This is a genomic window from Eikenella sp. NML99-0057 (genome assembly GCF_001648535.1).
Classification (GTDB): Bacteria; Pseudomonadota; Gammaproteobacteria; order Burkholderiales; family Neisseriaceae; genus Eikenella; species Eikenella exigua.
The window spans coordinates 163836-185833 of record NZ_LXST01000003.1 but is presented as its reverse complement, the minus strand read 5'-3'; the positions used below and the strand labels follow the sequence as shown (position 1 = coordinate 185833).

The following is a 21998-nucleotide window of genomic DNA, read 5'->3' as shown; positions in this document are numbered from 1 at the left end:
CCTGAAAAATATTCAGCCAAGCAAAAGAAGCTTGGCTTTTTCAGGTAGCCTCATCTTGCAACAGCAGCCGTGCAATCCTCTCGTCTGCCGGCCAAGTCAGTTTCAAATTGCGGCTGTCGCCCTGCACCAGCAGGGGTTGCAAACCCAGCTGTTCAACGGCGGAGGCCTCGTCGGTAATCTCCGCCGGATTGGCGGCAGCCAGCGCCCGTTGCAGCAACTCGGCGGGAAAAAGCTGCGGGGTTTGTGCCTGCCACAAACCGCTTCGGCTCACCGTTTCGGCAATGTGATTTTCGCCGTTGCCACGTTTGAGGGTATCGGCCACGGGCAAAGCCAAAATGCCGCCAACCGGATGCTGCCCTGCTTCTTGCAACAGCCGCCGCAAGGCTTCAGCAGGCAGGCAGCAGCGGGCGGCATCGTGCACCAGCACTTTATCGTCCGGCCGCATCACGCCGTGTTTCAGCAGCGAATTCAGCCCGTTAAACACGCTTTCGGCACGGCTCTCGCCGCCGCAATACAGCGTTCGCAGTTTGGCAGCCAAGTTTTCAGGTACCCCCACTTCCTGTTCAAACCACGCATCATCCCGCGCCAACACCACGGCTACCTGAACAATCTGCGGCTCGGCCAATAGGCGACACAGGGTGTGCTCCAGCACGGTGCGGCCTGCTATCCGCACGTATTGTTTGGGCAGGGCGGCGCCGAAGCGGCTGCCCACGCCGGCCGCGGGCACGAGGGCGAAATAGCGGCTCATGGCGTTTTCCGCCAGATGCTGCCGCCTTCGGCTTTTTTGTCCAACTCGTCCAGGTAGGCTTCATGTGCAGCGTTTTCCTCGGCATTGGCAGCCAGCACTTTCAGTTGCGCCGGGCGTTCGGTAGGCGCGATCACCACAGCGGGCGCATCGGCTTCGGCACTTTCTTCTTCGGCAAACTGGTCGGCCAAGCTGAATTGCGAGCGGGTCATGCCCAGATAAACTTCACTCAGCAGTTCGCAGTCGATTAATGCGCCGTGGAATACGCGTTTGCTGCGATCCACTTCGAGGCGGGTACACAAGGCATCCAGTGAGTTTTTCTGGCCGGGATACATGGCGCGCGCCATCACCAGCGTATCCACTACATTAGCAGTCAGCTCCTCCACGCTCGGCAGGCCGGCTCGGCGGAATTCGGCGTTGAGAAAGCCCACATCGAAGGGAGCGTTGTGGATAACCAGCTCGGCACCGGCAATAAAATCGGCAATCTGTTGCCCGATTTCGGCAAACTTGGGTTTGCCTTCGAGCTTATCCAGCGTAATGCCGTGCACTTTGACGGCTTCTTCAGGAATGTCGCGCTCGGGGTGGACGTATAAATGCAGATAGTTGCCGGTAAGTCGGCGGTCGATCATTTCCAGGCCGGCAAATTCGATGAGGCGATCGTCGCGATCATAATAAAAACCGGTGGTTTCTGTATCAAGAATGATTTGGCGCAAATGTTTCATCGGAGTATAGCTTTAATAATGTTGGCAAATGGGAAGCATCTTAACTCATAGCGGACTAACTTTAAATCAAGGCAAGGCAGCGAGCCGCAGATAGTACACACATGCAGTAAGGCAAGCCAACACATACTAGTTTGTTAGACTGCAGCAAAGACTGCTTGGCCGGCAATGCGGCAATACTTCGAATTAGCTTATCTGGCAGTAAAAATGATTTGTAGGATTAACAAATTATTACACGATATCTACGTTAATAGTAATAATTATCATTTGATGATATAGCCATTCTTCGGTATAATACATGCACGTTCAGTAAAGTAAGACGGTTCTATCTTGTGCTGAACTGCTAAATTTCAGCATTTCGCTCTGTTACGAGATGTTTAGTTTTGGTAGTGGTTTGTGTTCCTTTTTGCGCCCCGCTTTTGCCGGGGCAATTTTTTATGTGCGGCATAGGTATATGTAAATAGCTAAAACATATTTTTATACAAGGCTGCAAGCCACAGACAGTACGAGTAGTTACGACAAGGCGAGCCTATGCAGTAGGAAGAAATAAGCGCTTTAGCTATATTCAAATCATATTAAAAATGAAACATTATTCACGATGATACGGATGATTATGCAGAATCGACACCGCCCGATACAGCTGTTCGGTGAGCAACACGCGCACCATGCCGTGCGGCAGGGTGAGGCTAGAGAGGCGCAGCATCAGGCCGGCTTGTTGTTTGATGCGCTTGGTGAGCCCGTCTGCCCCGCCGATTACCATGCAAACATGCCGCCCGTTCTGCTGCCATTTTTTCAGGTAGCCTGCCAGCTCCTGCGAAGTGGGCGCAACGCCGCGCTCGTCTAACACCACCAAAAACGCATCGGCCGGCATGGCTTCCAAGATGCGTTTTTCTTCCGCCGCCATGCCCTGCGCCGCATTCACGCCCGCACCGCGCTTTTCCGGCTTGATTTCTTTCAGGGTGTATTTGATGTCGCGGCCGAAGCGTTTGGCATATTCCTTCACGGCTTTGTCCACCCAACTGGGCATTTTGCTGCCCACGGCCAATATGGTGATGTTCATGGTTTGCCTCGCTCCCGCCCTGCCCTAGCAGGGTGGTTTTGTCTTTTCAATAACATTATTTTACAATACGGCAGGCCGACTGATTCGGTTGGCCCGCAACTCTATTATTTTAAAACATTCAGCCAGCATCATTTAAACCAAATACACAGGCTACCTGAAAAACCAAAACAGGTTTTCAGGCAGCCCCAACACGCCATGCGCCTACTGCCCAAATTCTCCCTGCCCGAACCCCTGCGCCACTCGCGTACGCTGGCGTTTGCCCGTTTCCTCTATACGCGTTTTTATGAAGTGAACATTCCGCAGGTGTCGTCAAGCCTCACATTTACCACACTGCTGGCCTTGGTGCCGCTGTTTACCGTGGTCGTGGTGGTGGTATCTGCCTTTCCCGTGTTTGCTGATTTTTCCGCTCAGTTTCACCGCTTGGTGTCGGAAATCATGATGCCGGCAGGCGTGGCGGCGGTGAGCGACTACATTTTCCAATTCCGCGACCACGCCAGCCGCCTCACCGCCATCGGTATCGCCATGATGATCATCACCTCGCTAATGCTGGTGCACACCATCGAGCGCACATTCAACCAAATTTGGCGGGTGAAACGCCCGCGCAGCATCGTAACCCGCGTGTTGGTGTATTGGGCGCTGCTGAGCATCGGCCCCCTGCTGGTTGGGCTCGGGCTCTCGCTGTGGGGCGTGTTTCTGCGGCGCACCCTGTTTTACCTGCACTACCCGCTCCTCGCATCCGCCGTACAGTTCGGCGTGGCGCTCACCGCCACCTGGAGCATGCTCTGCCTGCTCTACAAGCTCGTGCCCGCCCGCTATGTGCCCATCCGCCACGCCCTGATCAGCGCCGCGCTGGCGGCGGTGTCTATTGAGCTGTTGCGGCGCGGTTTCGGCGTGTATGTGGCCAACTTCAACAACTATCAGTTGGTGTACGGCACCTTTGCCGCCGTGCCAATGTTTCTGCTGTGGCTCAACTTAAACTGGATTGTCATCCTCAGCGGCGCGCTCCTGGCCGCCTCGCTTTCCTATTGGGAGGGCGACGCTTTCCGCCGCCAAGGCTGCCACGGCACGCGGTTTCACGACGCCTTAGGCATCCTCACCCTGCTCGCCCAAGCGCAAAGCCAAGGCAAAAGCCTGAAAACCCAACAGTTCCGACGCCACATCCAGCTGGGCTACGACGAGCTTGGCGATCTGTTGGAACAACTTGCCCGACGCGGCTACATTGCGCAAAGCCTGCGCAACGGCTGGATGCTGAAAACCAGCCCCGAAGCCATCCGCGTGGCCGACTTATTCCAGCTGTTCGTGTATGGCAGCCATACCCACACCAACGATTCCATCGGCCGTACCGTGCAGCAAATCATGACCCCAGCCATCACCGCCGCTGATATGACCATGGCCGAATTTATCCAGCTCAATCAGCAGTAAGATGGTTAACACACGAAAGCGTTATATGGATTTCAGGTAGCCCTTTACGCAAAAAACCGGCTACCTGAAGCCAAAATCCCCAATTAAGCCCAACCATTTGCATCCCCTGTGTCGGTTTCCAGCCGCACCCTAGTTCAATAACAAGTAAAAAACCGCAAAGCGGCACCCGCCCTGCCCTGCCTATCCATTAAAATAGCGCGCTTCTGATAGACCCGTTTGCCACAACGGCATCCTGCCAAATCGTGTCCCCATCCGCCCTATTTTCCCGCCTGCCACGCCGTGCCCGCATCGTCCTTGTTGCGGCCGCTGCGCTGCTGGGCGTGTTCATTTTAATTGCCATCATCGCTGCCGCCTCCGCCAAGCCGGAAGGCGCGATGCAGAGCAAACGCATTGTGGAAAAACTCGCCACCGTGCGCGCCAAAGGCAAAACCCCGGCCACCGGCTACTGGAGCGATGAAGTCATCCAGCCCGGCGACTCCCTGCGCAACGTGTTGGAGCGTTTCAACCTTTCCGCCCAGCAAATTCAAGACATCACCCAAGCTGCCGCCTCAGAAGGCAAACAGCCCCACCTGCACCCCGACCAAACCGTCAGCCTCAGGCTCGATGCCCAGCGCCGCCCCGTGCAAGTGCAATTTTTCAACGACGACGATAACGGCGAAACCCAACTGGTTGATTTAGCCTATGCCGGCAACCGCTGGCAGGCCAAAACCGATGACGTGAAAACCACCACCCTGTCCACGCTCAAATCCGTTATCATCCGCTCCAGCGGCACCACCGCCGGCGCCATGTCGCGTGCCGAAATCCCTGCCGAAGTACGCGATTCCCTGCGCGAACTGTTCAGCAACCGGCTAGATCTCTATAAGCTCGAAGCTGGCGACACCGTGCGCATCCTTTATCAGGTAAACTACTTTCACGGCCAGCAGATTTCCATGGGCGACATCCTCGCCGTGGAAATCAGCCACCAAGGCAAGCTCTACCGCGCCTACTATTTCGGCGAAGACGGCAACGGCCGCTACTACGACGAACACGGCCAGCCACTGAAAAAAGGCTTCGAAACCCAACCCGTGCCCGGCAGCCGCATCAGCTCACCCTTCGGCGTGCGCGTCCACCCGATATTGGGCTATTTGCGCATGCACACCGGCATTGACTACGCCGCCCCCACCGGCACACCGATTCACGCCCCCTCAGACGGCATCGTGGAATTCCGCGGCCCCAAAGGCGGCTATGGCAACACCGTGATCCTGCGCCACAGCGACAGCATGCAAACGCTCTATGGCCACATGAGCGCGTTTTCCGCCAACGCCGCCCCCGGTCAGCGCGTGCGCGCCGGTGACATCATCGGCTTCATCGGCACCACCGGCCGCAGTACCGGCCCGCACCTGCACTATGAAGTGCGCCTAAACGGCGTGCCGGTCAACCCCGCCGGTGTCGCCCTGCCCGCCAAACGGCTCACCACTGCCGAGCTGGCCGAATTCCGTCGCCAGCAGCAAACTGTGGAACAAAAACTCGCCCAACTGCGCGGCATCGGCAAAACCGTCGCCCAGCTGGATTGATGGCCGGTTGATTTAACGATAAGAAACCAAGAAACTGATTTTCAGGTAGCCTCAAAGCAGCGATTTTATGGCAATATATTGCCTGATTGCCGCAACAATAAAAGGCTACCTGAAACCTCAGCTTTACCGCATAAAAGCAATAAACCAGTTTCGCCAAGAAACTGCCACGTCAAACAGCACACCAAACAGCATTCCCGCTAAAGCGGCACAGCGGCACTATGCCGCAGCAGCCTGCAGTAAACAAAAGCAGAAGCCAAAAAGCTACCTGAAATCAAACCGCCCAGACCAATACCGTGAAGCGCATAATCCTCTTTCTCCTCACCAATATGGCCGTACTCCTGGCTGCCCGCCTGCTGTTCGGGTTGCTCGGCCTCAATCCGCAAGATATCTCCGGCCTGCTGCTGCTCTCCGCCATCACCGGCTTTTCCGGCTCGTTGATTGCCCTCATCATGTCGAAAAGCAGCGCCAAGCAGGCCGTGGGCGCCCACGTTATCCGCCAGCCGCGCAACGAAACCGAAGATTGGCTCGTGCGCGTGGTGGAAGTCCAGGCCAAACAATGGAACCTGCAAACCCCCGAAATTGCCATTTATGAGTCGCCTGAGCCCAACGCCTTCGCCACCGGCGCCAGCCGCAACAGCTCACTGGTTGCCGTCAGCACCGGCCTCTTGCAAATCATGAACCGTGACGAGGTGGAAGCCGTGCTCGCACACGAAATGGCACACGTCGGCAACGGCGACATGGTTACGCTCACCCTGGTTCAAGGTGTGGTGAACACCTTTGTACTGTTTTTCTCCCAAATCATCGCCTCCGTTATTGCCTCCTCCCTGCGTCAAAACCGGCAGCACGATGGCGGCAGCAGCGCCATCCAAACCGTAGTCAGCATGGTATTCCAAGTGATCTTCGGCTGGCTGGCTGGCATCATCGTGATGTGGTTCAGCCGCCAGCGCGAATATCGTGCCGATGCCGGAGCTGCCAAACTGGTGGGGGCGCCCAAAATGATCTGTGCCCTGCAACGGCTCAAAGGCAGCCACAGCAGCCTGCCGCCCCCCATGGCCGCCATGGGCATCAACGACAACACCCTGCGTTCTCTGTTCAGCACCCACCCCACCCTCGACGACCGCATCGCCCGCCTGCAACGGCTGAACTATTAAATCGATTTGGTAAGCGGATTCTGCCAGTCCAAATAGCAAAAGGCTACCTGAAATAACCGCAAGTGGTTTTCAGGTAGCCTTCTAATAGAAAAACATATCTAAACTATGTACTTCTATGGAAAACTCAGCAGCCTTCCCGGCCTTGTCTACCTCCCCGATATGCAAGACAGGGAATTGGGAACGCCAACCCCAGACACCTGCCCGAATTCATCTCTGCCTACGAAACCGGCAGTTTTTCATGCCAAGAACAGCACACCCTGATGGGGCTCACCTTGCCTCATTCAATATCTACCTAGCTGTAGAAGCCATCCACGATCCGGCAATCGAACATACCATTTCCGCCCTGCTGGAGCAGCAATGGCAGAATTCCCATCCGCTCGTACACTATTGGCACTGCTCGACGAAGACTCGGACGACGAATTCCACATCACCCCTACCATGCAGAAACTTTGGACACAGCATTTCAACTAGCCATAGCTTGGATACTTATGTCCGATATAATGCTTAACTCAAGGCTACCTGAAACCTGGAAACAGCAGGTAAAACAAAATATCGATATCGCAATGCCAACCACACCCACTAACACACACCCATCAACAACAATGTGAATATAGATTAGTACACAGCGAGCTCAAACCCACACTACCCGCTGTCTGCTTCAACTGTATCCCTACTCCTTATTCAACACTCTGCCCTCTCCCGCAACAAAAAGGCTACCTGAACTTTTCAGGTAGCCTTTTATTCAATCACACTGTTTCATGCTTAGCGGGTTGGATCGATATTGCTGCGGAAGTCGTATTGATGGTGGTCGTATTCATACGGGCCTTGCGGGTCATTGGGTGCATGGCGGTACTGATGACCCATGTCATCCAAATCGTGGCCGGGCTCAGTAGCTAAATCGCCCACTGATACGTTTACCCTAGATTCCAGCACAATGGCAGAAGAAACGTGTTCGCCCACGTTATACACCATGGCCAAACCAATTTCTTCAGCCGGGATGCTCACGTATTTCACAGTCGGGCTCGGATTGATATCGGTGCGCACTTGGCGGCTCTGACGGTACAGGCTCACCACAGTACCTTTATCCAAACCATCAGCCGAACCTTTGTTCAGGATAACAGTGCTGAAGCGACCAGCTTCGCTGATGCCGTCCAACACATCCACGATGCGGGCACGCACCTGGTTTTCGGGCTCGTGGGGCATCATATTGAAAGCGTTTTCTTCGCCGTTATAACGCAGCAGGTAATCGCCTTGGCGGATTTCAGCCACTTGCTCACGAATCTGCAATGCCTGTGCGGTTTCGGTCGGCACTTTCACCAAAGGGTGTAGGCGGGTGTAGTATTGGTTGTCAGGCAGGGCTTGGCGGTCGCGCTCGGAACGCTCGGCCAAGGCGGTGCTGGTTACCGGCAAGGTAGCCAGTTTACCACTAAAGGTTACCAGCTGACCGATAAATTTGCCTGTTTCGGGATCACGAATATCTTTAATCGGGCGGTAAACTAGGTATTCACCTGATTCGGTAACGCCGTAGGCATAAATGCGGTCGCCCAGAGAATACATAGTTTTGCCTTCCGGGCCGGCGATGATGCGCGGTGCATCTTGGGTGGCACGGCGGGCAATTACCTGCGGGTGTTTCATGAACATGCGGTAGTAGTTCAGATTGAGGGTGGAGATGCCGTAGCCGGAAGAAGTTTCACGCACGCGCGGCTGCAGCTTAACGGTGGGAATACCACCAGCGTTATCTACGCGCAAGCGCGGCTGGCCGTTTACATAGTGCAACACCAGCACTTGACCCGGATAAATCAAATGAGGGTTGCGAATGGTGCGGCGGTTGGCACCCCACAGCTGCGGCCATTTCCACGGGCGATAAAGGTATCTACCGGAAATACCCCACAAGGTGTCGCCGGTACGCACGGTGTAGCGTGCAGGAGCGTTGGGGCGCACACGCAGAGGCCCGGCCTCGACGGGCAATGCAGAAACAGTCAAGCCAATGGCGCAAAGCAAGGTTATAATATGTTTTCTCATGAGAGAGTTTCCCTTTAGGATTAACGTTAGGATTAACGAACCTGATAACGCTTTATTTACGTTGTTGTTGATGAAATTAACGGAATCATAGAACATTTTAGGTATCTTGCGCCAGTATTCAGGCGAAAAAACCGTTACAACTGCAACAAGAACGTATCTATCTATGCACACTTAAGAGAGAAATCAAATGGCTTTACTGAATATTTTGCGCTATCCCGACCCCCGCCTGAACTTGGTGGCCAAACCGGTAGAACAAGTGGACGAACGCATCAAAAAACTGGTGGCCGACATGGCCGACACCATGTACGAAGCAAAGGGCATCGGCCTAGCCGCCACACAGGTGGACGTGCACGAGCGTGTGGTGGTGATGGACTTGTCTGAAAGCCGCGACCAGCTGCAAGTGCTGATTAACCCTGTAATTTTGGAGCGCAACGGCGAAACCGTGTATGAAGAAGGCTGCCTCTCGGTGCCGGGTGTATACGACAAAGTAACCCGTGCCGAAAGCATCGTGGCCGAAGCGCTGGATGCCGAAGGCAAGCCCTACACCATTCATGCCGACGGCCTACAAGCCATCTGCATCCAACACGAAGTCGACCATCTTGACGGCAAAGTTTTCGTGCAATATCTGTCACGCCTGAAGCAGGAACGCATCAAAACCAAAATGAAGAAACTCGACAAACACACGCTCTAACCCGAGCAAGAGGCTACCTGAAACCATGATTCGCAAAGTCATTTTTGCCGGCACCCCCGATTTCGCCGCCACCGCCCTGCGCGCCATTGCCCAGGCCGGCTTCGACATCCCGCTGGTGCTCACCCAGCCAGACCGCCCCAAAGGGCGCGGTATGAAGCTGCAAGCTTCGCCCGTGAAAGAAACCGCGCTCGAACTCGGTTTTCAGGTAGCCCAACCCGAAAGCCTGAAAAGCGAATCTGCACAAGAAATGCTGTGCACTGTGGAAGCCGACGTCATGGTGGTGGCCGCCTACGGTCTGTTACTGCCGCAAGCCGTGCTCGACATTCCGCACCACGGTTGCCTCAACATCCATGCTTCGCTGTTGCCGCGCTGGCGCGGTGCCGCACCCATCCAGCGCGCTATTGAAGCAGGCGATAGCGAAACTGGCATCTGCATCATGCAAATGGACGCCGGGCTTGACACCGGTGCCGTTATCAGCCGCCATCCCTGCCCGATTCTCCCCAGCGACAACGCCCAAACCCTGCACGACAAACTGGCCGAAATCGGTGCGCGCGCCATTGTTGCCGATTTGCAACACTATTCTCAACGCAACGCCCAGCCCCAGCCTGAACACGGTATCACTTACGCCCACAAATTAAGTAAAGCCGATGCCCAAATCGATTGGACGCAGCCCGCCGAAACTATCGAACGCCGCATCCGTGCCTTCAACCCCGTGCCCGGCGCCTGGTGCGACTACCACGGCAAACCGCTGAAAATCTGGGCTGCACAAATCTGCCCGGCCAATGGCGTGGCCGGCAGCGTGTTGCAAGCCGATAAAAACAGTATTCAGGTAGCCTGCAGCAGCGGCTCGCTGCTGATTCAAACCCTTCAGCCCGCCGGCAGCGCCCGCATGGAAGCCGCTGCCTTTCTGGCCGGCCACCCTGTCGCCGTCGGCAGCCGATTCGGAGCGGAAAACACATGAGCTTGGCCAACATACAAACCCTCGCCGCCCACAGCGTGGCTGCCGTTGAAGCCGGGCGCAATCTGTCCGACGTCCTGGCCGAAATCTGGCGCGACCACCCACAGCTCTCCACCCAAGAACGCGGCGCGCTGCAAGATATTGCCTACGGCTGCCAACGTTTTTCAGGTAGCCTGCGCGCCCTGCTCGGCCTGATGCTGAACAAGCCTCTGCCCCGTGCCGACATCCACAGCCTGATATTGGCCGCACTCTACCAGCTCGCCTACAGCCGCAATGCCGCCCATGCCGTGGTAAACGAAGCTGTGCGCGCTGCCGGTAAAATCGGCAAAGGCCAATACAAAGCCCTCACCAACGCCCTGCTCCGCCGTTTCCTACGCGAGCGCGACAGCCTGATGCAGCAGGCGCAGCAAAGCCTGGAAGGCCGCTACAACTTGCCCGGCTGGTGGCTCGAACGGCTGCAGCGAGACTACCCCGAACACTGGCTGCAAATCACCGAAACCTTTAATAGCCATCCGCCAATGACCCTGCGCATCAACCGCCGGCACACCGATGCGGAAGGCTACCTGAAAATCTTGGCCGAACACGGTATGCAGGCCGAAATCCTCGGTAGCCACGCCATGATGCTCGCCACACCTGTGCCCGTGTCCGCCTTGCCGCTGTTTGCCGAAGGCTTCGTATCCGTGCAGGATTGGGGGGCACAACAGGCCGCCGCCTGGCTCGACGTGCAAAACGGCGAACGCGTACTCGATGCCTGCGCCGCACCCGGCGGCAAAAGCGGCCACCTGCTCGAATGGGCAGACTGCGAGCTTACCGCCATCGACATCGACCCCGCCCGCCTGCAACAAGTGCGCGACAATCTAAGTCGTCTCGGCCTAAGCGCCGAGCCACACGCTGCCGACGCACGGCAATGGGCTTCGTGTTATGATGGCCCCCTGTTCGACGCCGTATTGGCCGACGTACCCTGCACCGCTTCAGGCGTTGCCCGCCGCCATCCCGACATCAAATGGCTGCGCCGGCCGCAGGATGCCAAGAGCACGGCCGCCCAGCAAACCGATCTGCTCGATGCCCTGTGGCGCACGCTCAAGCCCGACGGCAGAATGCTCCTGTCCACCTGCTCGCTGTTTGCCGAAGAAAACGGCAGCCAGCTGCAAGCCTTTTTGCAACGCCACTCCGACGCTACCTGTACACGCAACGAAACCCTGTTACCCAATCCGCACCAAGATGGCTTCTATTACGCGCTTATCCACAAAACTGCTTAGCCTGCCCGCCTGCTGCCTGCTGGCTTTTGCAGCCGTGGGCGCGCGGGCAGAAGGCATCAACGTTACCCGTTCCAGCGCCACGCTCACCACTGATGGCCGCCTGTCGGTAAACAGCCGCTTCCAAACCGAGCTGCCCGGCCAGCTTCAGGTAGCCCTCAAACAAGGCGTGCCGCTTAATTTCCAACTCAGCTACCGCTTGCAGTCGCCCACCCTGGCCGCCTACCGCTGGCGGCTCGGCCAGCTGGTCGGCTCGGCGCAAACCATCAACTACAAACTCGCCTATCACCCGCTCACCGACCGCTACCGTGTCAGCGTCGGCTCGTTTGCCACCGAATACGGTACCTTGCCCACCGCACTGAAAGCCGTCGGTGCGGTGGCCAACTGGCAAGTGCTCGACAAAGGCACACTCTCCGACACCACCCCCGCCGATGTAGCCGCAGATGTGCGCTTGAGCCTGAGCATCAGCGATTTGCCGCGCCCTTTCCAAATCAACGGCGAAACCTCGAAGAGCTGGCAGCTCGATTCCGGCTGGCGCAAACTGCTCATCAGCCAGCAATAAAGGGAAACCATGCGCCGTCTGCTTACCTTCATCGCTGTTTTGGGTATGCTCACCCTATATGTGCTGGCGCTCGCCACTGGCCACGCCAGCAAGCTGGCGCAGTATTTCTGGTGGATTCTTACCTTCAGCGCCGCCCTCTTAGGCATCCTGCTCACCATTCTCATCTCCCAACTGTGGAAACTCTGGCTCGACCGGCGCAGGCGGGTGTTCGGCTCGCAGACCGCTATTCGCCTGGCCAAAATGTTTATGTTGGTGGCCATCCTGCCCGGCCTGTTCCTGTTCGGCGTATCTGCCCAGTTTATTTCGCACAGCATCGACTCCTGGTTTGGCAACGAAACCGAAGAAGCGCTGGAGCGCAGTCTGAGCCTGAGCAAATCCGCACTGGATTTGGCACTGGACACCTCAGTGCGCAAAGCTGCCACTGTTCAGGTAGCCTTAATCGGCGAAATGTCGCTGCAGCAAGACGCGCGGCAGGCTCTGAGCCAGCTTTCTGCCAATAGCGGCTTTGACCAGCTCGCACTCTACGACAGCAAAACCTTGAACCCCGCTGCCGAATACCGCAAGCCCGATGCCGACAAACTGCCGCCACCCGAACTCACACACGATATCCTCGAACAAGTGAAAACCACCGGCAGCGCACGCAGCGTAGCCAACGTCGGCCACACACTCTACGCCCAAGGCTGGCTCGCCCTGCCCGAGCTACACGGCCAAAACTATATTTTGTTCTTCCGCCAACCGGTGCAGAAACAAGTAGCCAACGACGTAACCCTGATTGAAGCCGCCCGCGCCCGCTACGCTGAAATCAGCTATGCCAAACAAGGTCTGCAAACCTTCTTCCTGTTCACCCTCTTGATGGCCACCCTGCTGGCCATTCTGCTCGCGCTGGTAATTGCCCTATTTTTCGCTCAACGCTTCACTGCGCCGATTCTCTCCTTGGCTGCCGGTGCACGCTCCGTGGCACAGGGCGATTATTCGCAGCAACTGGCCATATACCGCAACGACGAGCTCGGCCGCCTCACCACCCTATTCAACCACATGACCGCCGAGCTCAACGCTTCCCATATCCGCCAGGAAGCCGCCCGCCACTATCTCGAATGCGTGCTCTCCAGCCTGACCAGCGGCGTGGTTACGCTCGACGACCAAGGCTACCTGAAAGCCTGCAACAGCAGTGCTGGGCACATCCTAATGCTCGACTTGGCCGCCTGCCGGGAAAGTAGCGTGCACGAATGGCACAAGCTCGGCGTGGCTGAGGCACTGGCCGCCCAAGTGCTGCTTGCCATCCTCCCCACCATCGACAGCGACAAACCCGTGCAGCTCACCTATGCCGCACCCGACGAATCCCGTATCCTGCTGGGCAAGGCCACCCGTCTGCCTGAAGACAACGGCGCCGGCACTGTATTAGTGTTCGACGATGTAACCACACTGGTGCAGGCGCAGAAAGAAGCCGCCTGGGGCGAAGTGGCCCAGCGCTTGGCGCACGAAATCCGCAACCCGCTCACTCCCATCCAGCTTTCCGCCGAGCGCCTGGCCTGGAAGCTCGATGGCAAACTGGACGATAAAGACGCCGCGATGCTTGAGCGCGCCACCAACACCATTGTCAACCAGGTGGCCGCCATGAAAGATATGGTTGAAGCCTTCCGCAACTACGCCAAAGCACCAAAACTCAAACTGGAACGTATCGATTTAAACGTTTTGGCTGCCGAGCTTTTGGTGCTGTATGAGAGCTCAAATTGTACATTTGAAGCGGATTTCAGTAATATAGAAGCCGTGGTCGAAGCCGATGCCGGTGCCATGCGCCAAGTGTTACACAATATTTTGAAAAACGGCGCCGAAGCCGCTGCTGCAGACGAACAGCCGAAAGTGTTCATCCAAACGGCGGTGCAAGATGATAAAGTGCTGCTAAACATTTGCAATAACGGCAAAAGTTTCAGCGAAGACATGCTTCTCCACGCCTTTGATCCCTATGTTACCGACAAACCCGGCGGCACCGGTTTGGGCTTGCCGGTGGTAAAAAAAATTATTGAAGAGCACAAAGGCCGCATATCGCTGGCCAACCGCCCAGAAGGCGGGGCTTGTGTGAAAATTACTTTACCCCTACTGGTGGAAAACGATGCGCAGCAGTGATATTTTGATTGTAGATGATGAAGTGGGCATCCGCGATTTGCTGTCGGAAATCCTGCAAGACGAAGGCTATTCGGTTACTCTGGCCGAAAATGCCGAAGAAGCCCGCCAACTTCGAAACCAGACCCGCCCCACCATGGTGTTGCTGGACATTTGGATGCCCGATTGCGACGGCATTACTCTGCTCAAAGAGTGGGCCAAATCTGGTCAGCTCAACATGCCTGTAGTGATGATGAGCGGCCACGCCAGCATCGATACTGCCGTGGAGGCCACCAAAATCGGCGCGCTGGATTTCTTGGAAAAACCCATCGCCCTACAAAAGCTTTTAGCTGCCGTAGAACGTGCCTTCAAACACAGCGCTATGCAGGCTTCTTCCACCATGTCGCTGGATAAACTCGGCACCAGCGAAGCTGTTAAACAGCTCAACCAGCAGCTCGAACGTGCTGCCCGCACCCAAGCCCCCGTGCTACTCTCCGGCGAGCCAGGTTCACCGTTCGAGTTGGTGGCGCACTACTTCCAAACCGGCAATGCCCCCTGGGTGGAGCCCGGCAAAATCGAACAAATCAGCAGCAGCCCCATCGAATTGCTGCAAAAAGCCGGCAACGGTGTGCTCTATCTAGGCGACATCGCCCAATACGGCAAAAGCATCCAGCAAGGCATCCTCTTCCTCTTGGGTAAGGCCGACCGCTACAACGTGCGCATCGTCTGCGCCTGCAGCCAGCCTGTGCAAGAGCTGATTACCAGCCCAGACTTCGACTCCCGCCTGCTCAACAGCCTCTCGGCCATCATGGTCAGCATCCCACCATTGCGCAACCAGCCCGAAGACATTGTTTTCTTGGTGGAGCAGCTGATTCAAGAGTTTTCCGAAAGCCGCAAAACCGCCGTTAAATTCAACACTGCCGCCCTGAACGCCCTGCGCCAATACGACTGGCCGGGCAACTTCGAGCAGCTGCGCAGTGTGGTGAAAAGCATTGTGCTCACCGCCGAGAGCAAAGAAATCTGTTTGGAAAATGTGCAGGCCGTGCTCAGCCAGTTCACGCTCAACCAACCCTCCGAACTGGTGGGTGGATTCAACTTCGACTTGCCCTTGCGCGAATTGCGCGAAGACTTGGAACGCCGCTATTTTGAATACCATATCGCCCAAGAAGGGCACAACATGAGCAGAGTGGCACAGAAAGTCGGCCTCGAGCGCACCCACCTGTACCGCAAGCTCAAACAGCTCGGTATCCAATTCTCCCGCCGAGGCAGTAACGACAGCAAATAGCTCCACCCAATCAGGCTATCTGAAAATCCAGCCAATGGTTTTCAGGTAGCCTGTAGTACTATTTAGTATCTGCCCTATTTGCAGCATCTAACAACAGGCTTCCTGAAATTAGCTTCATCGAAGTTAAAACGAGGTCTCCGAAGGAGGCAAGTTTCTGCGGAGCTAAAAACCCGCGCCCCACATTTCAAACATAACAAAAATTAGCAAGAGCCTCGATACAACAAAACAGTTAGCTATTTTAAAGACTACCTGAAACCAACCCGGACCACGAAAAATCAGTAGCAACGGCTGCACAAACTGCGCATCCTAGCGTATCATTACAGCGGTTTAGACCGCAAAGTAATGTTAAGAAACCGTCTCCGCGCTACAGCTATAGATAAAGCACATTTTTTCTGCACAACAGAACCCATGCCGTAGGAAATAAAGTGTTTTAGCCACCCCAAGCGCGCTTAGCTTGGGCTGCCTCCGTCAATCGGTGCAGCCGCAACAAGGAAACAGACACATGAAACAGATTTTTCTCGATTTCGAACAGCCCATTGCCGAATTGGTGCAGAAAATAGAAGAGCTGCGCTTCGTGCAAAACGACTCGGTATTGGATATTTCCGAAGAAATCGAACGCCTGCAAAAGAAAAGCAACGAGCTCACCAAAAACATTTTTGCCAAGCTCACTCCCGCACAAATTATGCAGGTTTCGCGCCATCCGCAGCGCCCCTACACCCTCGACTACATTGAAGCGCTGTGTACCGATTTTGAAGAGCTGCACGGCGACCGCTACTATGCAGACGACTATGCTATCGTGGGCGGGCTGGCCAAGTTTGAAGGCCAGAGCGTGGTAGTTATTGGTCACCAAAAAGGCCGCGATACCAAAGCCAAAATCCGCCGTAATTTCGGCATGCCCCGCCCTGAAGGCTACCGCAAAGCCCTGCGCCTAATGAAGATGGCGGAAAAATTCGGCCTGCCTGTGCTTACCTTTGTCGACACCCCCGGCGCCTATCCTGGCATCGGTGCTGAAGAGCGTGGCCAATCCGAAGCCATCGGCCGCAATCTGTATGAGCTCACCCGCCTGCGCGTGCCGGTTATCTGCACCGTAATCGGTGAAGGCGGCTCCGGCGGCGCGCTGGCCATTGCCGTGGGCGATGCCGTAAATATGCTGCAATACGCCACCTATTCTGTGATTTCGCCTGAAGGTTGCGCTTCCATTCTGTGGAAAACTGCCGAAAAAGCTGCCGATGCCGCACAAGCCCTAGGCATTACTGCCAAGCGCTTAAAGAGCCTCGAGCTAATCGACCAAATCATCGCCGAGCCCTTGGGTGGCGCACACCGCGATTATGAAACCGTGATGAACAACGTGCGCAAAACCATCCGCCAGCAGCTGGCCGATTTGGAACACCAGCCGGTGGAGCAACTGCTGGCCAAACGCTTCGACCGCATCATGGCCTATGGAAAATTTACCGACAAATAACCAACTGCGGCAACACATTACCCAACAATGGCCGGCGCCAAACGCCGGCCGTTTTGCCGTGGAAGTCGGTTTCAGCGGCGGGCTCGATTCCGTGGTCTTATTGCACCTGTTATGCAGCCTACGCAACGAATTGTCGCTGGAATTGAGCGCGGTACACATCCACCACGGTCTCGATGCCCCCGCCGACGAATGGGCGGAATTCTGCCGCGAACTGTGCGCCCGATGGCAAGTGCCGTTGCGCATAGAGCGCGTGCAGGTGGCGTTCGGCAAACTCGGACTCGAAGCCGCTGCCCGTGCCGAACGCTACCGCTGCTTCGCCCAAAGCCGCGCCGATGCCGTTGCCCTCGCCCACCATGCCGATGATCAAGCCGAAACCCTGCTGCTGGCCGCCCTGCGCGGCGGTGGGCTCCGTGCCCTCGCCGCCATGCCTGCCCTGCGGGCGCTGAACGAACGTATCAGCCTATGGCGCCCCCTCTTGGCCGTTCCCCGAACCGAGCTGCTCGCCTACGCCCAAGAACACAAGCTGACATGGGTGGAAGACAGCAGCAACGCCGACACCGCCCTACTGCGCAACTGGCTGCGCCGCGAAGCCCTACCCCCATGGCAAGAACGCGTGCCACATTTCACCCGCCAACTGCTCGCCACCGTCGACCGCCTGCAACACGACTTGGCGCTATTGGAAGACTACAGCCAAACTGAGCACAACAGCCTGTATGACGCCGCCGGCCGTTTTCAGGTAGCCTCTTGGCGGCAGCTTCCTCCCTTACGGCAAACCCACCAACTGCACCTATTCGCCCGTAATCACCACCTTGGCAGCCCCCGCGCCGACAGCGTACGCCAATTCGCCGCCACCCTCGCCAATCCCACCGTGCAGCAAGCCCAATGGCCGCTGCCACATGGTCGTGCCATCCTCTACGCCGGCTGCCTGTTTCCCGTTCCCGCCAAGTGGACCGCCGGTAAACTACTTGCCCAACCCATGTGGCAACCCACCACTCACGGGCTACCTGAGAACCTAATTCAGCCCGACAGCGGCATCTGGCGCACCCCGCAACCTAGCGACATCCTGCCCCTGCCGCACGGCCACAAAAAAATCAGCCGCCTGCTGCAAGAAAAAAAAGTACCCCCCTTCATGCGCGCCCTATGGCCGCTGTGGGTGCACGAACAACACGGCTGCCTCGCCGCCGCCAACCTGCAAACACATTGCTGCCTCTCCGTGCCGAACGGCTGGCAGGCGCAATCGGAAGATTTGAACCGGTTTATTTTGTCCGGCAGCGGCTTGGATGATGAAACGGAATAAAGAATTTCAGGTAGCCTGTACATACTGCGCAGGCTACCTGAAATTCTTCCAAATCATCGTGGATTATTTATCAATCAGGGCTGCGTGTTGGGTTACGCCTGCGGCCACCCCACCTCAACCAATACATTTTCAGGTAGCCCCCAAAGGCTACCTGAAATCTCTTTGGCCATCCTCTTCAAGTAGCCCCTACCAATTTACCCCTACCTGCCGCTCGCCCAAAAGCGACACCAGTTCTTCCAAGAGTTCGGTGCTGAGGCAAGGCTGCCATCGGCTGTCGGGGATGAGCTCGCCGCTGGCTTGGCCGTTGGCGTAGTGCAGGCGCAGGGGAACGCGTTTGCCTTCGCCGCCGCGTTGCAACAGTTCGGCCAGGCGGGGGATGTTGTCGTGGGGGGCGAGGTGCAGGGTGAGGGCGCGAGCGTAGTGGCTGCGGGCTTCCTGCAGGGTGTAAACGCGGTTGGCGATGATGCGCAAGCCGTCTTCGCCGCCGTAGTCATCGCGGCTGATGCGGCATTCGGCAATCAACACTTGGTCGGCGCGCAGGGTGTCGCGGCCGAGCTGCTCGAGCGTTTCGCCGCTAATCATCACTTCGGCTTTGCCGCCGGTATCTTCCAGCGTGATGAAGGCGATTTTGCCGCGTTTGCCCACCATGCTGCGGATGGCGGTGGCGAAGCCGGCCACGCGCACGTTGTCGTTGGGCTTGAGCTGGGAGAGACGGGTGGGGGCGAATTGGCGCACTTCTTTTTCGGCCGGGCCGAAGGGGTGGCCGGAAAAATAGAAGCCGATGGCCTGTTTTTCTTCGGCCAAAAGCTCGGCTTCTCCCCAAGCGGGCACATCGATCATTTCCAAAGGGGCAATCGCGTCTTCCACCATATCGAACAGGCCGCCTTGGTTGGCATTTTCTTCTTGCTGCTCGGCGTTGCTCATGGCCAGGTCGATGTTGGCAAGCAGGCGGGCGCGGTTGGGCTCGATGCTGTCGAACGCGCCGCCGCGCACCAGGGCTTCGATGGTGCGGCGGTTGATGTGCTGGCGGCTCACGCGCTCGCAGAAGTCGAACAGGCTCTGGAATGCGCCGCCTTCTTCGCGTGCGGCCATAATGGCTTCTACCGCGGCTTCGCCGGTGCCCTTAATCGCGCCCAGGGCATAACGAATGCGGTGTTGGGCGTCGGGCTGGAAATGGTAGCCGGAATGGTTGACATCAGGGGGCAGGAAGCGGATGCCGTTATCGCGGGCATCGTCGTAGAACAGCTTGAGCTGGTCGGTGTTGTCCAACTCGCTCGACATGGTGGCGGCCATGAATTCGGCCGGATAGTGGGCTTTGAGCCAGGCGGTTTGGTAGGCCACCAAGGCGTAGGCGGCGGCGTGGGATTTGTTGAAGCCGTAGCCGGCGAATTTTTCCATGTAGTCGAAGATTTCATCGGCTTTTTCGCGGGCAATGCCCTGCTTGGCCGCACCTTCGGCGAAGATTTCGCGGTGTTTCGCCATTTCTTCGGGCTTTTTCTTGCCCATGGCGCGGCGCAATAAGTCTGCCCCGCCGAGCGAATAGCCGCCGATCACCTGCGCGGCCTGCATCACCTGCTCCTGATACACCATGATGCCGTAGGTGGGTTGCAACACGGGCTCGAGCAGCGGGTGCATATATTCAAAGCGCGCACCCTTCATGCGGGCGATGAAATCCGGAATCAGATCCATCGGGCCGGGACGGTAGAGCGACACAAAGGCGATGATTTCTTCCAGCTTGGTGGTGTTGGCCTGCGCCAGCATCTTTTTCATGCCGGTGGATTCAAACTGGAACACCGCCGTGGTGTTGGCCTTGCGGAACACTTCGTAGGCTTGCTGGTCGGTGAGGTCGATGTGGTTCACATCGATGTGCTTGCCGGTGGTTTGCGCAATAAATTCCTGCGCCATTTTAATGATGGTAAGGTTGCGCAGGCCAAGGAAGTCAAACTTCACCAGCCCAATATCTTCCACGTCGCCCTTGTCATACATGGAAACGGGCGAGGCGGATTCATCGGCCTGATACACCGGGCAGAAATCGGAAATCTTGCCTGGCGCAATCAACACGCCGCCGGCATGCATGCCCAGCCCGCGCGTGAGGTCTTCCAGCTTTTTGGTCAGCTCCATTAGCTCTTCGGCCTCTTCCTCTTCCAGCACCTTGGCGATTTCCGGCTCGGCCTCCATCGCCTTCTCCAGGCTCAGCGGCTTGTTAGCTTCCATCGGAATCAGCTTGGAAAGCCGGTCGCACACGCCGAACGGCAGCTCCAGCACGCGCCCCACATCACGGATTACGGCTTTGGAAGACATTGTGCCAAAGGTAACAATCTGGCTCACTGCCTCGAAGCCATATTTTTGGCGCACATATTCAATCACGCGGCCACGGTTGTTTTGGCAAAAGTCAATATCGAAATCGGGCATCGACACGCGCTCGGGATTGAGGAAACGCTCAAACAGCAGCGCATAGCGCAGCGGGTCTAAATCAGTAATTTTTAAGGAATACGCCACCATCGAGCCTGCGCCCGAGCCGCGCCCCGGCCCCACCGGGCAGCCGTTGTTTTTCGCCCAGTTGATGAAGTCGGCCACAATCAGGAAATAGCCCGGAAAGCCCATCTGCACGATGGTGCCCAGCTCGAAATCCAGCCGCGCCTGGTATTCCGGCAGTTTTTGCCTGCGTTCCGCCTCATCCGGATAGAGCGCGGCCAGCCGTTCGCGCAGGCCTTGGTTGGATAGGTGGGCGAGGTAGTCGTCCAGGCTCATGCCGTCGGGCGTGGGAAACTGCGGCAGGAAATTTTTGCCCAGCGTGAGCGTGAGGTTGCAGCGCTTGGCGATTTCCACCGTGTTTTGCAGCGCCTCCGGCAAATCGGCAAAGCGCGCAGCCACCTCTTCCGGCGAAGCAAAATACTGTCCGGCCACAAAGTCGCGCGGGCGGCGTTTGTCCGCCAGCACCCAGCCGCCAGCAATACACACCCGCGCATCGTGCGCCTTGAAATCGTCGGGATTTAAAAACTGTGCCGGATGGGTGGCCACCACGGGCAAACCCAATTCCGCCGCCAATTTGAGGCTACCTGAAACCGAAGTTTCCCATTCCGGTTTTTCAGGTAGCCTTTGCAGTTCCAAATAAAAAGCATCGGGAAACCATTGCGCGTATTTCTGCGCGGCGACGCGGGCGGCGTTGTCATGGCCGTTCATCAGCTGGCGGCCTACTTCGCCCAAATTCGCACCAGAAAGACAAATCAGCCCCTCATTATCGCCCTCAGCCAGCCATTGCGGCTCCAGCTCGGCATGGGCAACGTTGCGGTCCGTGCCCACATAGGCACGGGTGAGCAGCTCACACAGGCGGCGGTAGCCCGCTTCGTTGCGCACCAAGAGCATGGCTCGGAAGGGCTGCTCCGGATTGTCCGGATTAGCCACCCACACATCCGCCCCCACCACCGGTTTGATACCCACGCCACGGCAGGTTTTGTAGAATTTCACCAGGCCGAACGTGTTCATCAAATCGCTGATGCCCAGCGCGGGCAGGCCGAAAGCGGCAGCTTTCTTCACCAGCTCTTTGATGCGCAAAGTGCCGTCGGTGATGGAAAATTCGGTGTGTTGGCGCAGGGGGATGTAAACAGGGGCGGTCATATTTCGGGCTTGGGAGAGGGGTTTGGCTACGCGCTTTCAGGTAGCCTGATTGAAAACAGGAAGGACACACATTGTACCGCAAACGGGCGGTAAGCGC

General features: G+C 57.0%; 16 protein-coding genes. 11 read left to right on the top strand and 5 right to left on the bottom strand.

From position 1 onward, the window contains the following. Window positions 1-40 precede the first annotated feature (40 nt). The 3 genes from ispD to rlmH form a co-directional block, all read right to left on the bottom strand. Complete coding sequence (ispD, locus tag A7Q03_RS05770) at window positions 41-748, bottom strand: 2-C-methyl-D-erythritol 4-phosphate cytidylyltransferase (RefSeq protein WP_067448116.1); 708 nt, start codon at window positions 746-748, stop codon at window positions 41-43. Then, window positions 745-1467 (bottom strand): DNA polymerase III subunit epsilon, encoded by a 723-nt coding sequence (gene dnaQ, locus A7Q03_RS05765; RefSeq protein WP_067448114.1) that lies wholly within the window; start codon window positions 1465-1467, stop codon window positions 745-747. The genes ispD and dnaQ overlap by 4 nt, the downstream gene beginning before the upstream one ends. Window positions 1468-2053: 586 nt before the next feature. After that, a complete protein-coding gene (gene rlmH / locus A7Q03_RS05760; RefSeq protein ID WP_067448112.1) occupies window positions 2054-2524 on the bottom strand; it encodes a 23S rRNA (pseudouridine(1915)-N(3))-methyltransferase RlmH in 471 nt (156 codons plus the stop codon). A gap of 195 nt (window positions 2525-2719) precedes the next feature. Here rlmH and A7Q03_RS05755 point away from each other — a divergent pair, with 195 nt between their 5' ends. The 3 genes from A7Q03_RS05755 to htpX all read left to right on the top strand — a co-directional run bounded on the left by A7Q03_RS05755 (window position 2720) and on the right by htpX (window position 6650). Continuing rightward, entirely contained in the window at window positions 2720-3946 is a 1227-nt protein-coding gene (locus A7Q03_RS05755) for a YihY family inner membrane protein (protein ID WP_067448109.1), read from the top strand. Between the two features lie 242 nt (window positions 3947-4188). Then, the gene (locus A7Q03_RS05750) at window positions 4189-5499 is read left to right on the top strand and encodes a M23 family metallopeptidase (RefSeq protein ID WP_082880699.1); all 1311 of its coding nucleotides are present in this window, start codon (window positions 4189-4191) and stop codon (window positions 5497-5499) included. 293 nt (window positions 5500-5792) lie between these two features. Continuing rightward, window positions 5793-6650: a protease HtpX gene (gene htpX, locus A7Q03_RS05745; protein WP_067448107.1), complete on the top strand. Its 858-nt coding sequence runs from the start codon at window positions 5793-5795 to the stop codon at window positions 6648-6650. A 762-nt stretch (window positions 6651-7412) separates the two neighbouring features. On the opposite strand, the gene A7Q03_RS05740 is transcribed toward htpX, so the two are convergent. Continuing rightward, window positions 7413-8672 carry a LysM peptidoglycan-binding domain-containing protein gene (locus tag A7Q03_RS05740; RefSeq protein WP_067448105.1) on the bottom strand — a complete coding sequence of 420 codons (1260 nt, stop codon included), beginning with the start codon at window positions 8670-8672 and terminating at the stop codon, window positions 7413-7415. Window positions 8673-8859: 187 nt separating this feature from the next. Here A7Q03_RS05740 and def point away from each other — a divergent pair, with 187 nt between their 5' ends. The 8 genes from def (at window position 8860) to tilS (ending at window position 18283) form a co-directional block, all read left to right on the top strand. Continuing rightward, complete coding sequence (gene def / locus A7Q03_RS05735) at window positions 8860-9363, top strand: peptide deformylase (protein ID WP_067448103.1); 504 nt, start codon at window positions 8860-8862, stop codon at window positions 9361-9363. Window positions 9364-9388: 25 nt separating this feature from the next. Then, window positions 9389-10324, top strand: coding sequence for a methionyl-tRNA formyltransferase (gene fmt / locus A7Q03_RS05730; RefSeq protein WP_067448101.1), 936 nt, complete (start codon window positions 9389-9391; stop codon window positions 10322-10324). Next, complete coding sequence (gene rsmB / locus A7Q03_RS05725; protein ID WP_067448099.1) at window positions 10321-11580, top strand: 16S rRNA (cytosine(967)-C(5))-methyltransferase RsmB; 1260 nt, start codon at window positions 10321-10323, stop codon at window positions 11578-11580. The genes fmt and rsmB overlap by 4 nt, the downstream gene beginning before the upstream one ends. Beyond that, a complete protein-coding gene (locus A7Q03_RS05720) occupies window positions 11543-12139 on the top strand; it encodes a DUF4390 domain-containing protein (protein ID WP_067448097.1) in 597 nt (198 codons plus the stop codon). The genes rsmB and A7Q03_RS05720 overlap by 38 nt, the downstream gene beginning before the upstream one ends. A gap of 9 nt (window positions 12140-12148) precedes the next feature. Then, on the top strand, window positions 12149-14263 hold the full coding sequence (locus A7Q03_RS05715) for a PAS domain-containing sensor histidine kinase (protein ID WP_067448095.1): 2115 nt from the start codon (window positions 12149-12151) through the stop codon (window positions 14261-14263). Then, entirely contained in the window at window positions 14250-15524 is a 1275-nt protein-coding gene (locus A7Q03_RS05710) for a sigma-54 dependent transcriptional regulator (protein ID WP_067448093.1), read from the top strand. The genes A7Q03_RS05715 and A7Q03_RS05710 overlap by 14 nt, the downstream gene beginning before the upstream one ends. A gap of 502 nt (window positions 15525-16026) precedes the next feature. After that, the gene (locus A7Q03_RS05705) at window positions 16027-16986 is read left to right on the top strand and encodes an acetyl-CoA carboxylase carboxyltransferase subunit alpha (RefSeq protein ID WP_067448091.1); all 960 of its coding nucleotides are present in this window, start codon (window positions 16027-16029) and stop codon (window positions 16984-16986) included. Beyond that, entirely contained in the window at window positions 16964-18283 is a 1320-nt protein-coding gene (tilS, locus tag A7Q03_RS05700) for a tRNA lysidine(34) synthetase TilS (RefSeq protein ID WP_067448089.1), read from the top strand. Before A7Q03_RS05705 ends, tilS begins: the two co-directional genes overlap by 23 nt. Before the next feature lie 186 nt (window positions 18284-18469). Here the strand turns inward: tilS and dnaE are convergent, their stop codons facing one another. Next, window positions 18470-21901 carry a DNA polymerase III subunit alpha gene (gene dnaE, locus A7Q03_RS05695; protein WP_067448087.1) on the bottom strand — a complete coding sequence of 1144 codons (3432 nt, stop codon included), beginning with the start codon at window positions 21899-21901 and terminating at the stop codon, window positions 18470-18472. Window positions 21902-21998: the final 97 nt, after the last annotated feature.

Coding starts and splice junctions, on each gene's coding strand:
- ispD (WP_067448116.1), bottom strand. CDS start 748: ATGAGCCGCTATTTCGCCCTCGTGCCCGCGGCCGGCGTGGGCAGCCGC.
- dnaQ (WP_067448114.1), bottom strand. CDS start 1,467: ATGAAACATTTGCGCCAAATCATTCTTGATACAGAAACCACCGGTTTT.
- rlmH (WP_067448112.1), bottom strand. CDS start 2,524: ATGAACATCACCATATTGGCCGTGGGCAGCAAAATGCCCAGTTGGGTG.
- A7Q03_RS05755 (WP_067448109.1), top strand. CDS start 2,720: ATGCGCCTACTGCCCAAATTCTCCCTGCCCGAACCCCTGCGCCACTCG.
- A7Q03_RS05740 (WP_067448105.1), bottom strand. CDS start 8,672: ATGAGAAAACATATTATAACCTTGCTTTGCGCCATTGGCTTGACTGTT.
- def (WP_067448103.1), top strand. CDS start 8,860: ATGGCTTTACTGAATATTTTGCGCTATCCCGACCCCCGCCTGAACTTG.
- fmt (WP_067448101.1), top strand. CDS start 9,389: ATGATTCGCAAAGTCATTTTTGCCGGCACCCCCGATTTCGCCGCCACC.
- rsmB (WP_067448099.1), top strand. CDS start 10,321: ATGAGCTTGGCCAACATACAAACCCTCGCCGCCCACAGCGTGGCTGCC.
- A7Q03_RS05720 (WP_067448097.1), top strand. CDS start 11,543: ATGGCTTCTATTACGCGCTTATCCACAAAACTGCTTAGCCTGCCCGCC.
- A7Q03_RS05715 (WP_067448095.1), top strand. CDS start 12,149: ATGCGCCGTCTGCTTACCTTCATCGCTGTTTTGGGTATGCTCACCCTA.
- A7Q03_RS05710 (WP_067448093.1), top strand. CDS start 14,250: ATGCGCAGCAGTGATATTTTGATTGTAGATGATGAAGTGGGCATCCGC.
- A7Q03_RS05705 (WP_067448091.1), top strand. CDS start 16,027: ATGAAACAGATTTTTCTCGATTTCGAACAGCCCATTGCCGAATTGGTG.
- tilS (WP_067448089.1), top strand. CDS start 16,964: ATGGAAAATTTACCGACAAATAACCAACTGCGGCAACACATTACCCAA.
- dnaE (WP_067448087.1), bottom strand. CDS start 21,901: ATGACCGCCCCTGTTTACATCCCCCTGCGCCAACACACCGAATTTTCC.